Origin of the sequence: Macrococcoides bohemicum, from assembly GCF_016865215.1 — a bacterium.
Classification (GTDB): Bacteria; Bacillota; Bacilli; order Staphylococcales; family Staphylococcaceae; genus Macrococcoides; species Macrococcoides bohemicum.
On record NZ_CP054482.1, the window covers coordinates 1,032,273 to 1,044,752 of the forward strand.

Consider the following 12,480-nt stretch of genomic DNA (forward strand, 5'->3'; position numbering starts at 1 on the left):
AGGAATTTTCCTAGGTTTTTATTTTTCAAATAAAACGAGTTCTTTAACAAGTGTGCGATAGAAATCGATTAATTCTCCTGGCGTATGGAGTAAATTTGTCATATTGCCACCAATCTGATCCATATGATCCCAACCATACATTCTAGGAAAAACATGCCATATACCACGATCTATCATCACCTTTTTATTGTAAGATTTAGGTTCGGTGAATGGCCCTTCAGCAGAAATCGCTGGCACAAGTCCATCATTTTCCCACCATTCAGGTGTTCCTGATATTGTACTGATTATACCCGTAAGATAGAAAGGGGCAAACATCCCGACATTTGCAATTTGATATTTCGTGAAGAAACTTTTATGTGTAGCAACAGTCGAATAACTTTTATATCGAATGTTTGGATTAATTGAAAGCTTGTTATTGATTTCCTCTGAGCCTTTTAATGTTAAGTCATAAAAGCCGTTGTCAGTAGTCTGCCAAAGCTTATTCGCTCTAACTCGTTTAATGTATGCAAAGTAACTTTCACCTTTTTGTTGACGTAATCCCCATTGACCAAAGCCCCAGTCTATTTTAAAGCTTGCTATACCTTCGTTCTCAACGAGTCGATAAAAGAATGATTTAATTAAATTCTTATTACCTAATCGATCTGCAATATATGTTCCGTTATGCGGTGTACCGATTGTTGTAATTGTATTGATCATATTATCTTGTCCACCTATAAATAGAGATGCAACTTTTAAATGGTGGGCGTTTGCATAGGCTACTTCTTCAGGACGACCAAAACGTAACATATGCTCTAATATACGTATTGTCTGTCCGCCCATACTATGACCTATGAAATGCACTTTTTTACCTGGCTGCCAATCTGGAAAAATGCCCTCATATGTCTTACCGAAACGATGATGCCCAAATTTATTACTGTGATAAGCCCCATAGTCTACACGACCACCTTTGATATAATAATATAATTCAACAGCGCGGTCATAACTTGAGGTCATAGAACCTATGCTCGCTTCATATATATCATAGCCTTCAATATTTAATGTAGAAGTTATATTTACCTTTAAACCACCCCAATAAGGCATTAATCCATGCGGTGTATTATCTCTTGCAAATCCTGCAAAACCATGGACTAAAATAATCGGCTCTTTATTAATCTTTAAATCATTATTAGCTACTTTCTCAGGAAGAATCGGTGCACGTTCTGTAAGTATTGTTGTAAGACGTTTACGCATTATCAAAACTCCTTGAACAATATAGGATATTCATAAATTGTTTAATTCATTATATCACTTCAAAATATTTAAATCAGAAACTAAAATTATATGTTGACTCTGACGTAACGTTATAGTTTAAAGTAACATTGTAAGGAGGTAGGATATGAATATTAAAAAAGTATCTGAATTAACAGGTGTAAGCATAAGAACTTTGCATTATTATGATGAAATCGACTTATTATGTCCAAATAAAAATGACAACGGATATCGTGATTATAGTGATTTAGATTTAGACAGACTTCAACACATAATGCTCTACCGCAAAATGAATCTATCACTAAATAAAATTAAAGCGCTATTAAACGACAATAGAAATATGATAGATGTCCTTACAGATCAACGAACAAGACTTGAAGTTCAGCAACAACAGATTCATTCAATGATTACACTAATCGACCAAACAATAAAAAGTAAAAAAGAGGGTAAGAAGATGACACCAGAAGAAAAATTTAAAGGTATTAATTTTAACGATATCCAGTATGAACAAGAAGCGCGTGAGAAGTATGGGGATAAAGCGGTAGATTTATCACAAAAGAAAATTAACCAGCTTTCAGATGATGGTAAAAATCAACTTTCACAGGATTGGATTGATATATTCGTGACATTTAATCAATTAAAAGATAAACCTATTGAAGACCAAACAGTCTTGCAGCATACTGAAAAATTTTATCACTTTCTAAATGAAAATTTTGGAACTTATTCACGAGATGCCTTTTATGGATTAGGTGATATGTATATAATTGATGAACGATTTACTAATAACATCAATCAGTATGGCGAAGGACTTGCGAAATATATGAGTGAAGCAATGAAATATTATGCAATGATAAATTCTTAAAACAGCGCATCAGCTGTTTTTATTTTGCATAAATTTAAATATGCAAAATAATTATTATATATTGAAAATAATGTTCTTAGTAATAATTTTTTACAAAGACTTTTAAAAATTCAGAATTTAATATAAAATGTTATTAACAAATATGAATAATAGGTGACATGATGATAAAACCAGTAAAAATAAAAAAAGGTGATACAATTGCCATTGTATCTTTATCTAGTGGCATGGCCGGCGAGGATGATTTCATATGGAGAACGAAGCAGGGTTTAGAAAGACTTGAATCTGTATTTGGATTAAAATATAAAGTAATGCCAAATGCATTAAAAGGTTCAGAATATTTATATGCACATCCTGAAAAAAGGGCAGAAGACTTCAATCAGGCAGTGTTAGATCCAGAAGTTAAAGCAATTATTTGTACAATAGGAGGTACCGAATCAGTTCGTATTATGCCGTATATAGATGTAGAAGCGTTTAAACAGAATCCCAAAATTTTTATGGGCTATTCTGATACGACAGTACAACATCTTTATTTCTATCAGCATGGTATAACAACGTATTATGGCCCCGCACTACTTACTGACTTTGCTGAAAATGTAAAGATGGATGAATATACAATCAGTCAAATATTAAATTTACTTTTTACTGATAATCCTGTTGGACGTATATATACTTCAGAAACTGTGCGTAAATTTGGATTGTTATGGGATGAGATTGCCAAAGATTTTGAGCGAGAAAATTTACTCAATCCAGGGTACGAAGTGATTAATGGTGTAGGTAAGGTTCAAGGACATTTAATAGGTGGATGTGTAGAATCATTAAATCATATACAGGGCACGAAATACTTTCCGGAAGTATCGGCATTTAAAGATGCCATTCTGTTCCTTGAAACATCTGAAAGACACACGCATCCTGAAGTGTTAGAGCAATATATAAGAACGTATGCAGTAATGGGAATCTTTGATATAATCAATGGGATGATAATCGGTAGACCACAAGATGGTGTCTATTATGAAGAAATTAAAGCAGTTTTTCAAAAGATACTTAAAGAAATCGGCAGAGAAGATTTACCGGTATTTTATAATGCAAGCTTTGGACATAATGAACCAAAAGGGATATTACCTTATGGTGTTCAGGCTGAACTCGATACTTACAATAAGACGTTTACAATATTAGAAAATGCAGTAGAATAACCAGCGCTGGCTGGTTATTTTTTTAACTAAAATTATTGATGCACTCTTTTGAAAAATCTGATAATAATATATCATTAATATAATATGTTAAGTGGGTGATGACAATGGATGAATTTATTGAAGAAATACAAAAACTAATTAATCAATCGACTAAATCAATCAATATTAGAATTAGTGGCCATGGTGCATCTGGCAAATCAACATTTACTAATCAATTAATAAGTAAACTAGAAGATGAAACATACAATTTATTAGAGACAGATCCATATATTATAGATAGTGGCATTAGAAAATTTGCGTATGCTGAATATGTATTTAATGGACAAAAGTATAAAGAAAAAATTACGGGATGTGTGCCATTAGCGCATGAACTTAATAGTTTAAAAAGAGATATATTAGCATTAAAGAATGGTATGGACATCATAACAATTGATGAACCTTGGGCACCTAGTGTCAAACTAAATGGTAATCGTCAAATTAATATCTTTGAAGGGTTGAGTCTATTTTTCTTAGATAAAGCGTTATTCGACATTTCAATTGTATTTAAATGTGATGAAGAAACTGAAATGCTGAGAAGGCTAGATAGAGATGTCAATATTAGAGGTGGAAATCCTGATTATATTAAATCAACGCAAGCATTACGTAGAAGACAATATGAACAATTCATGTTGCCTTTAGAAGCTGAATTTGATTATGTAATCGATACTTCTAACAACGCATTTATTATGGAGAAATCAATATGAAAACATGGAATGGTGCGAGTGTTATTGTAATTAATAATAATAAATTACTAATCGTTAAGTCAAAGAGTGAACAGAAATGGTCTATACCAACAGGTGGCATTGAAAAAGAAGAGGCTTCCGAGGAAGCTGCAATAAGAGAAGTATTTGAAGAGACAGGTTCTAGCATTACAATATTAAACCATATTAAAACGCTAAGTAAATTAGTGAAAGAATATAATGTTACCGTAGATTACTTCTTAGGAGTAGTGTATTCAGGAGAAATGTTAAATAATGTCCTGATGACGAAATTGAAGAAATAAAATGGATAACGATATCTGAATACGATGATATAGACTGGATGTATCCAGAAGATGAAATATTCATAAAAAGTTATTTAAAACCCGGAGATCAATATGTCTAATAAAGTATCTATCATTATGCAATTTGGGTGAGTGAAGAAACAAATTGGATGGAGATAGGTATTGTTATTTTCAATCCTGAATATTGGAGTGGAGGTTATGGTACTTCTGCATTCCAGCAATGGGTTGATTATATCTTTAATAATAGTGATTTACACCGTATCGGAATATCAACATGGTCAGGCAATGTCCGAATGATGAAACTGGCTGAAAAAGTTGCAATGATAGAAGAGGCAAGAATTCGTGATGCCAAGATAGTAGACGGTAAATATTATGATGCAATTAAAATGGGCATCTTGCGAAATGAGTGGGAGGATTACAAGTGATTATAAGACAAGCGACAGTGGAAGACGCTGAGCAGATAATGCATCTTATCGATAATGTAGAATCGACATCTGACTGTATGTTAATGGAACCGGGAGAGCGTAATAATAGTATTGAGAAACAAACGAAAATGATTGAGCATTTTAATAATCAATCTAATAGCACATTATTAGTTGCTGATAATGAAGGATTATGTGGTTATCTTATCGCGATAGGCAATACTTCTTTACGAAATAAACATTCTGCGTATTTAGTAATAGGCGTACATCAAGATGTAAGAGGACAAGGTGTAGGAACTTTGCTATTTGAAGCAGTTGAACAGTGGGCTAAAACTGTCGGTATAACGAGATTAGAATTAACAGTTGTAACCGAGAATGAAGCAGGTGTTAAATTGTATCAGAAAAGTGGATTTGAAATAGAAGGCACAAAACGAAGATCATTGAAGATTAATAATAAATTTTATGATGAATATTATATGAGTAAATTATTGTAGGTGACTTATGAATTATATACAAAAGATGAGACAACATGTTGGGCATCATTGTTTAATTGTGATTGGTGCCGGTGTGATTATTGAACAAGACGAAAAGATTCTCTTAGAACAAAGAGCAGACAACGGACTATGGGGTATTCCGGGTGGATTGATTGAAATAGGAGAAAAGGTAAAAGATGCTGCAATAAGAGAAGTGACAGAAGAAACAGGATTAATTCCAAAAGAAGTAGACTTGTTTGGTATATATTCAGGCGCAGATTACATCGTGACATATCCAAATGGTGATGAAGTTTATTCTGTTTCGATTATTTTTTATACAAAACAATTTGATGGTGAACTAACTATTTCTGATGAGTCTAAACAATTACGATTTGTATCTCGTGAAGAAATGAAAGATGTTGAGATCAATCCACCACATAAAGAATTTGTAAGTGATTGGGTGGAAGGAAAAATGGATATTAATATTTATTAATGTAATTAAGTAAAAACATAATTAAATCACAGGATCACTAAGTTTGTAATGGACTCATCTTTTGATGAAGTCTTAGAGAAAGGCAATGTTTTTTTGTTTCGATAAATACAATAATAGGAGTGTATTAATGGAATTTAGAAGACTGACGATTAATGATGAAATATTATTCATGGAGTATTTTAATGCTTGGGGAGATGAACAAAAAAGCATAGTCCCTTCAGCTACAAACATTAAACGATATAAATCTTTTCAAGACTTTATCAATAATTTAGAAGAACGTGAAAGATTATATGAAGTATTAAACACTACATTATTTTTAATTGATGATGGAAAAATCATAGGTTCTTCTAATGTACGTCATCACTTAAATGAGTTTTTAACGAATTATGGTGGTCATGTTGGGTATGGAGTAAGACCTGATATGAGAGGTCAAGGTTATGCGTCAAAGATTCTAAATGAGTCCTTAAAATTTTTGAAATCTTTGAATGTAGAAAAAGCACTTATTACATGTGATGAAGAAAATATTGCGAGTAGAAAAGTAATATTAAACAATGGTGGTGTACAAGATCAATCGGGTTCTGTTGCAAAATTGAATTTATAGTATAATTTTAACAAAAAGGAGTCTTCTGTATGAACTATTTCAGATATAAACAATTTAACAAGGATGTTATCACTGTAGCCGTTGGCTACTATCTAAGATATGCATTGAGTTATCGTGATATATCTGAAATATTAAGGGAACGTGGTGTAAACGTTCATCATTCAACGGTCTACCGTTGGATTCAAGAATATGCCCCAATTTTGTATCAAATTTGGAAGAAAAAGCATAAAAAAGCTTATTACAAATGGCGTATTGATGAGACGTACATCAAAATAAAAGGAAAATGGAGCTATTTATATCGTGCCATTGATGCAGAGGGACATACATTAGATATTTGGTTGCGTAAGCAACGAGATAATCATTCAGCATATGCGTTTATCAAACGTCTCATTAAACAATTTGGTAAACCTCAAAAGGTAATTACAGATCAGGCACCTTCAACGAAGGTAGCAATGGCTAAAGTAATTAAAGCTTTTAAACTTAAACCTGACTGTCATTGTACATCGAAATATCTGAATAACCTCATTGAGCAAGATCACCGTCATATTAAAGTAAGAAAGACAAGGTATCAAAGTATCAATACAGCAAAGAATACTTTAAAAGGTATTGAATGTATTTACGCTCTATATAAAAAGAACCGCAGGTCTCTTCAGATCTACGGATTTTCGCCATGCCACGAAATTAGCATCATGCTAGCAAGTTAAGCGAACACTGACATGATAAATTAGTGGTTAGCTATATTTTTTTACTTTGCAACAGAACCAAATATAATATCCTTTTAAGATTTAGTATTACTTTATGCATATATAACGTATTATCTGTTTACTATTATTAAGGTATAAAAATGCAACTCACTTCCATAATTTTGATAAAATAATAATGATTTTATTTGTGCAATCAAATAATCGTTCAAGTGGAGCAAATAAGAAATTAATTGAAAAATCATTAGAATACGTAAAAGAAAATAATGCAAGATATGTATGTTTATAAACTGGTGTAGATAACGTGAAAGTACAAGGGTTATATGAAAAAATGGGTATGTCAGTAGATAATGAAGTATTGCAGTACTCAAGAGTATTATAATATATTTGTATTTATAAGCTATCCATTGTAAAATGTAAATGAAAAGAGGAGCGCGGTAACACTCCTCCTGTAGATCCGTTTATACGGTGACTAGCCAATGTTATTTTTTTACTCAATAACCACTCAGCTCTGTCAAGCTTATGAGTGGTTATTTTTTGTCTTTGTCATTTAGTCTAATAATGAGCGGTATAATGATTGCAAACATCATCAACATTATACTCAATAACTCAAAATCAGTCATGCTTTCCTTTCCAGGAGAAACACCTAATAAACAAAATCAAAGGCATCACCTCCTAGGGCTAGCCACCACTATAAACTTATCTACAAATACTATTATAAAGAGTAAATAAAATAATTAGAACAAACGTTCTCTAATTGTTATTTTTGCATTTACATGAAATCCATTGTAAAATGTAAATGAAAAGAGGAGTGATACACACACTCCCTTGTAGATCCGTTTATACGGTGACTAGCTTTTTATGGTTACAATTTCGAATAACCACTCAGCTTAGCCAAGCCATTTAGTGGTTATTTTTTTGATTATCTATTAGTCTAATAATGAGTGGTATAATGATGGCAAAAATCATCAACATTATACTTAATAACTCAAAATCAGTCATGTTATCATCATGTATTGACAAAACATACAATTATTTGTATATTGAAGTCAACTTAAGAAATACACTAGGGGCATTTAACGATAAATTGAGATGAGGTAGTCCTCAGACCCTTTGAACCTGATCTAGTTCAAACTAGCGTAGGGAAGTGTGCTAATGAACTGGTCTATTTATTATGTCTTTTTCATGCACCTTTCTATCAGGAAAGGTGTATTTTTTATGAATAAAATCATAGAGGAGAATATTTGATGAAAACTGTAATGGTTACTGGCGGAGCTAGAGGTTTAGGAGAAGCAATCGTGAAAGGTCTCAATGCTGAAGGTTATAATGTGATTATTAATTATTTTCAAAGTGAAGATGCTGCAATTTCATTAGTAGCATCATTTGGAGAAGATAAAGCGTTAGCTTTTAAAGCTGACGTTACAAAACGTGCAGAAGTAGATGCAATGGTGAAAGCAGGGATAGAGAAGTTTGGCAAAATTGACGTAGTTGTAAATAATGCACTTGTTGGATTTAAGTTTGATCCAGTAGCACAAAAGGCATTTAAAGATTTATCGTGGGAAGATTATCAACAACAAATTGATGGAACGATGAAAGCTGCATTCAACATAAGTCAAAGTGTAATCGATGGTTTTATTGAGCAAAGAGATGGAACGATTATCAGTATTGGCACAAATTTATTCCAAAATCCGGTTGTACCTTATCATGAGTATACGACTGCTAAAGCAGGTTTACTAGGGATGATGCGCAATATCGCAAGTGAATTAGGACAATATGGCATTCGTGCAAATATGATTTCCGGTGGTTTACTGAAAACAACTGATGCTTCTAGTGTAACGACAGATGAAGTATTTGAATTAATCGCTAATTCTACACCACTTAGAAAAGTTACAACACCACAAGATGTTGCAAATATGGTTGTCTACTTAGCATCTGATAGAGCGAAAGGAATTACAGGTCAAAATATCACTGTTGATGGTGGGTTAACGATGAACTAGGGGGAGTTTTAAATGTCAAATATGCATATCCGCATATTGATTTATGGTGTAGGACATCATTTGGCGGCATGGAAAGCACATGATTCTCAAATACATCGTTTGCTGATAATCAAGCATTTAATGCAACACATGAAAATGTAATGCCAGCGATGTGGCTAGATCCAATCGTAAAACTTTCAGCAATATCACAAGTAACTAACAATGTTGGTTTAGTATGTACGATATCAGGAACATTTATGAATCCATATCATGTAGCCAGACAAATTCAATCTTTACAGCATATATCGAAAGGTCGTATGGGGTGGAATCTGGTTACTTCCATGACAGATGAAGAAGCAAAAAATCATAGTATGGAGTATTTACCTGCTCATGCACAAAGATATGAAAAAGCTAGAGAATTTGTAACAATAATAGATAAATTATTTGAATCATGGGATGAAAAAGATTTTATTTATAATAAAGAAAATCATCAAATGATAAAACATTAAAATATACAACCAATCAATCATATGGGTAAGTATTTCCAGGTACGAGGGCCATTATCAACACCAAATTCTAAGTATGGAAAACCTATTGCAATGCAGGCAGGTGCTTCAGATGAAGGATTAAAATTAGCAGCAGAACAAGCTGATGCTGTGTTTTCCGTAAGCTGGAATATCTCGATGGCTAAAAGATATCGCGAACGATTGAAACAGGCAGAAGAAAAAGAAGGAAGAAAGAATAAAATTAAAGTTCTACCAGGTTTAGTTACCTACGTTGCTGAAACTGAAGAAGAAGCTTATGCAAAGAAACAAGTCTTAGATAATATGCTGGATATTGCAAGTTCATTAAAAATACTGGAATTTTTTATTCATCAGGACACTTCAGGATGGGATTTAGATGCGAAAGTACCTGACTTACCACCTTTAGCATCGTTTACTGGACCGAAAGGAAGATATGAAACAGTACTTGAAATTATCAAAGATAAAGATCCAACGGTAAGAGAACTTTTAGGATATTTAGCAGCAGGTGGTGGACATTTGACTTTAATCAGTACGCCGGAAATGATAGTAGATGAATTGGAAAAATGGTTGAAAGAAGGTGTAGCAGACGGATTTAATCTCATGCCACCAACTTTACCTAATAGTTTGGATGATTTTGTTAAACTCATCATACCAGAATTACAATCAAGAGGTTTGTTCAGAGAGGATTATCATACTTTCACATTGAGAGAACATTTAGAAATATAAATAAATATATAGATCTCTAAAAGAGGTCTATTTTTTTTTTTTTCATATATAATATAAATAACTAAAAATTCTGAAAAAGGAGTATATATGAAAAACATAATAAATATTTCCATCACCATTCTTATGCTCTTTTTTATTGCTTGTTTACCATCACTTTTTCACAATCAAAAAATAGATGTTTCTAATTTATTTATTGCAATTAAAGACACGTTTCATTCATTATTACATCCTAATTCAATCGTATTTGAGAATTTAAAGTCAGGTGTCAAACATGATATTTTCCCATTTATTATTGAACCTTGGGTAAATTCAATGACTATACTATTTAGTGCGCTTATTATCTCTTTATTATTCTCATTAATAATCGCATTCTTGATGTATCAATCTCAAGTATTTCACAGTATTGTAATGCATATTAACCGCGTATTAAGTATTGTGCCTGATATTTTTTATATCCCTGTATTTATTTCAATTATTATATTCATTTATCTTAAAACACAAGTGTTGATATTTGATGTTGCATCAAGTCATGAACAAAACGCTGTTATATTCCCGATTTTATTACTGCTAATTATCCCAATAACAAATAGTATTACTGTGATTAATCAATTATTAATTGCAGAAAGAGAAGAAAGCTATGTATCTTTTGCAAGAAGTAAGGGTTTAAATAACAAAGAAATTTTCTATCGTCATATTTTAAAGAATATACTAACAGGCTATTTTATTAACTTTAAACAAATTGTCTGGGTGACTTTATCAAGTTTATTATTTTTAGAACGATTATTAAATGTATTTGGAATTTCTGTTTTTATTTTTGAATATAATACGCCAGTTGTCTTGTTTATCTCATTTCTATTGATGTATATTCCAATTCGATTATTATTTTTCTTTGCTGAATTATATACTAAACAAACAACAGGAAGGAGCATGTCATAATGAAACGCATTTATCTTTCTATTTGTTTGCTCATCATTCCTGCGATTATTGGATTTATTTACTTTGATATATTAAAGGGGAAGGTGAAAAAGACCGATTTCTTATATGATAAAGATGGGAATATGTTGGCGAGTTCACCATTTCCGCCCGGAAAAGATTATATATTTGGCGTTGATAGGAACTCTAGACATATGGCTTATGAAGTATTATCTGGGTACAGAATCACATTAACACTACTTATTGTTGTTGCTTTAATGACACTCATCATAGCGATCATCATAGGAACTTATTTAGCCTTTAAGAAAAGTAATTTGGCGTTAATTGATCAATTCATGCATCCGTTTTTTTATATACCACAGTCGATATTAGGTTATTTATTACTAAAACCTATACTTTATGAACCAATCGATCAATTTACGACAACACAAAGTTTTCGAATAATATTTAATTTAATTATTCTAATTATACTCATGTTACCAACAACGATAGTATTAGTGAAATCAGCAACACAAATGATATTAGAAAAAGAATTTATCAGTAGTGCGAAGACAATGAGTCCATCTAAAGTTTATATCTTTTTAAAGCATTTATTACCAAATATGCTGATACAATATGTCATCATATTTTTTAGAATTATGTTTCAGACGCTAGTAGTCATATCACACCTCGCTTTTTTTAAAATATTCTTTGGAGGAACAGATGTATGTTATGGACCAGGTTGTTTAATTAATGAGCAACCAACGATACCAGAACTAAGCAGTTTACTTGGATTTCATTTCTATGATTTACAAGTTGCTTGGTGGACATTCTATTCACCATTATTTGCAATAATCTATATGTTGTCTATTTGTCAGTATGTTTATCAACGATTAGATGTTATGAGTACAAAGTGATTTTTTCCTTAATCTATTATTTATTAATAAATTGCTTATTGATAAAATAGTATTAATTGAAGAAAAGGAGCACCACAATGTCAATAATATATAGGTTAGAAGCAGTAAATTTTATTGTTTATAAATATTGGAATTTCTATCCGATTCATGATAATAAAAATATAAAAGAACTGCAACTGATATTCTAACTATGAATAAAAGAAATCAATGAGATTTTATCGTGATAGCAGAAAATACTGCTGAGGTTATCACTGTATGCATGGCATGGAAATCATCATTTAGAACATATCAAGATAGCACTTAGTATTACTAAGGGAGAATAAATTTAGTTAAAAAAATTATGAGAGATAATATGCATTAAAAATGAAAAGACATAGTTAGAGTTGTGTTATG

At 31.8% G+C, this 12,480-nt stretch carries 13 protein-coding genes, 1 pseudogene and 1 riboswitch; of the genes and pseudogenes, 13 read left to right on the forward strand and 1 reads right to left on the reverse strand.

All coding sequences use genetic code 11. The features are described 5' to 3' along the window. Positions 1 to 18: 18 nt before the first annotated feature. Positions 19 to 1,230, reverse strand: coding sequence for an esterase/lipase family protein (locus HT586_RS05330; RefSeq protein WP_203546447.1), 1,212 nt, complete (start codon positions 1,228 to 1,230; stop codon positions 19 to 21). Positions 1,231 to 1,375: 145 nt separating this feature from the next. Here HT586_RS05330 and HT586_RS05335 point away from each other — a divergent pair, with 145 nt between their 5' ends. The 13 genes and pseudogenes from HT586_RS05335 to HT586_RS05395 all read left to right on the forward strand — a co-directional run bounded on the left by HT586_RS05335 (position 1,376) and on the right by HT586_RS05395 (position 12,087). Then, complete coding sequence (locus HT586_RS05335) at positions 1,376 to 2,110, forward strand: MerR family transcriptional regulator (RefSeq protein ID WP_203546448.1); 735 nt, start codon at positions 1,376 to 1,378, stop codon at positions 2,108 to 2,110. Positions 2,111 to 2,271: 161 nt separating this feature from the next. Further along, entirely contained in the window at positions 2,272 to 3,300 is a 1,029-nt protein-coding gene (locus tag HT586_RS05340; RefSeq protein ID WP_203546449.1) for a S66 family peptidase, read from the forward strand. A 104-nt stretch (positions 3,301 to 3,404) separates the two neighbouring features. Continuing rightward, positions 3,405 to 4,043, forward strand: a complete 639-nt coding sequence (locus HT586_RS05345; protein WP_198337223.1) for a uridine kinase family protein — start codon at positions 3,405 to 3,407, stop codon at positions 4,041 to 4,043. Beyond that, the gene (locus HT586_RS05350; protein WP_203546450.1) at positions 4,040 to 4,342 is read left to right on the forward strand and encodes an NUDIX domain-containing protein; all 303 of its coding nucleotides are present in this window, start codon (positions 4,040 to 4,042) and stop codon (positions 4,340 to 4,342) included. The genes HT586_RS05345 and HT586_RS05350 overlap by 4 nt, the downstream gene beginning before the upstream one ends. A 128-nt stretch (positions 4,343 to 4,470) precedes the next feature. Further along, positions 4,471 to 4,767: a GNAT family N-acetyltransferase gene (locus HT586_RS05355; protein WP_331253712.1), complete on the forward strand. Its 297-nt coding sequence runs from the start codon at positions 4,471 to 4,473 to the stop codon at positions 4,765 to 4,767. Continuing rightward, positions 4,764 to 5,258: a GNAT family N-acetyltransferase gene (locus HT586_RS05360; protein WP_096076809.1), complete on the forward strand. Its 495-nt coding sequence runs from the start codon at positions 4,764 to 4,766 to the stop codon at positions 5,256 to 5,258. Before HT586_RS05355 ends, HT586_RS05360 begins: the two co-directional genes overlap by 4 nt. 7 nt (positions 5,259 to 5,265) lie before the next feature. After that, positions 5,266 to 5,730 (forward strand): NUDIX hydrolase, encoded by a 465-nt coding sequence (locus tag HT586_RS05365; protein WP_203546452.1) that lies wholly within the window; start codon positions 5,266 to 5,268, stop codon positions 5,728 to 5,730. Positions 5,731 to 5,857: 127 nt separating this feature from the next. Then, positions 5,858 to 6,331, forward strand: a complete 474-nt coding sequence (locus tag HT586_RS05370; RefSeq protein WP_203546453.1) for a GNAT family N-acetyltransferase — start codon at positions 5,858 to 5,860, stop codon at positions 6,329 to 6,331. Between the two features lie 29 nt (positions 6,332 to 6,360). After that, positions 6,361 to 7,035 (forward strand): IS6-like element IS257 family transposase, encoded by a 675-nt coding sequence (locus tag HT586_RS05375; RefSeq protein WP_203546454.1) that lies wholly within the window; start codon positions 6,361 to 6,363, stop codon positions 7,033 to 7,035. A 1,055-nt stretch (positions 7,036 to 8,090) separates the two neighbouring features. After that, a riboswitch (TPP riboswitch) is annotated at positions 8,091 to 8,195 on the forward strand. An 81-nt stretch (positions 8,196 to 8,276) separates the two neighbouring features. Then, the gene (locus tag HT586_RS05380) at positions 8,277 to 9,029 is read left to right on the forward strand and encodes a 3-oxoacyl-ACP reductase (RefSeq protein WP_203546455.1); all 753 of its coding nucleotides are present in this window, start codon (positions 8,277 to 8,279) and stop codon (positions 9,027 to 9,029) included. Positions 9,030 to 9,041: 12 nt separating this feature from the next. Then, positions 9,042 to 10,258 (forward strand): annotated as a pseudogene (locus HT586_RS05385) (NtaA/DmoA family FMN-dependent monooxygenase). Between the two features lie 87 nt (positions 10,259 to 10,345). Next, positions 10,346 to 11,194, forward strand: a complete 849-nt coding sequence (locus HT586_RS05390) for an ABC transporter permease subunit (protein WP_203546456.1) — start codon at positions 10,346 to 10,348, stop codon at positions 11,192 to 11,194. Further along, the gene (locus tag HT586_RS05395; protein WP_203546457.1) at positions 11,194 to 12,087 is read left to right on the forward strand and encodes a hypothetical protein; all 894 of its coding nucleotides are present in this window, start codon (positions 11,194 to 11,196) and stop codon (positions 12,085 to 12,087) included. The genes HT586_RS05390 and HT586_RS05395 overlap by 1 nt, the downstream gene beginning before the upstream one ends. Positions 12,088 to 12,480: the final 393 nt, after the last annotated feature.

Bases quoted from the DNA above. Each gene is read 5' to 3' on its own strand.
- HT586_RS05330 (WP_203546447.1), bottom strand. From the start codon at position 1,230: ATGCGTAAACGTCTTACAACAATACTTACAGAACGTGCACCGATTCTT.
- HT586_RS05335 (WP_203546448.1), top strand. From the start codon at position 1,376: ATGAATATTAAAAAAGTATCTGAATTAACAGGTGTAAGCATAAGAACT.
- HT586_RS05340 (WP_203546449.1), top strand. From the start codon at position 2,272: ATGATAAAACCAGTAAAAATAAAAAAAGGTGATACAATTGCCATTGTA.
- HT586_RS05345 (WP_198337223.1), top strand. From the start codon at position 3,405: ATGGATGAATTTATTGAAGAAATACAAAAACTAATTAATCAATCGACT.
- HT586_RS05350 (WP_203546450.1), top strand. From the start codon at position 4,040: ATGAAAACATGGAATGGTGCGAGTGTTATTGTAATTAATAATAATAAA.
- HT586_RS05365 (WP_203546452.1), top strand. From the start codon at position 5,266: ATGAATTATATACAAAAGATGAGACAACATGTTGGGCATCATTGTTTA.
- HT586_RS05370 (WP_203546453.1), top strand. From the start codon at position 5,858: ATGGAATTTAGAAGACTGACGATTAATGATGAAATATTATTCATGGAG.
- HT586_RS05375 (WP_203546454.1), top strand. From the start codon at position 6,361: ATGAACTATTTCAGATATAAACAATTTAACAAGGATGTTATCACTGTA.
- HT586_RS05390 (WP_203546456.1), top strand. From the start codon at position 10,346: ATGAAAAACATAATAAATATTTCCATCACCATTCTTATGCTCTTTTTT.
- HT586_RS05395 (WP_203546457.1), top strand. From the start codon at position 11,194: ATGAAACGCATTTATCTTTCTATTTGTTTGCTCATCATTCCTGCGATT.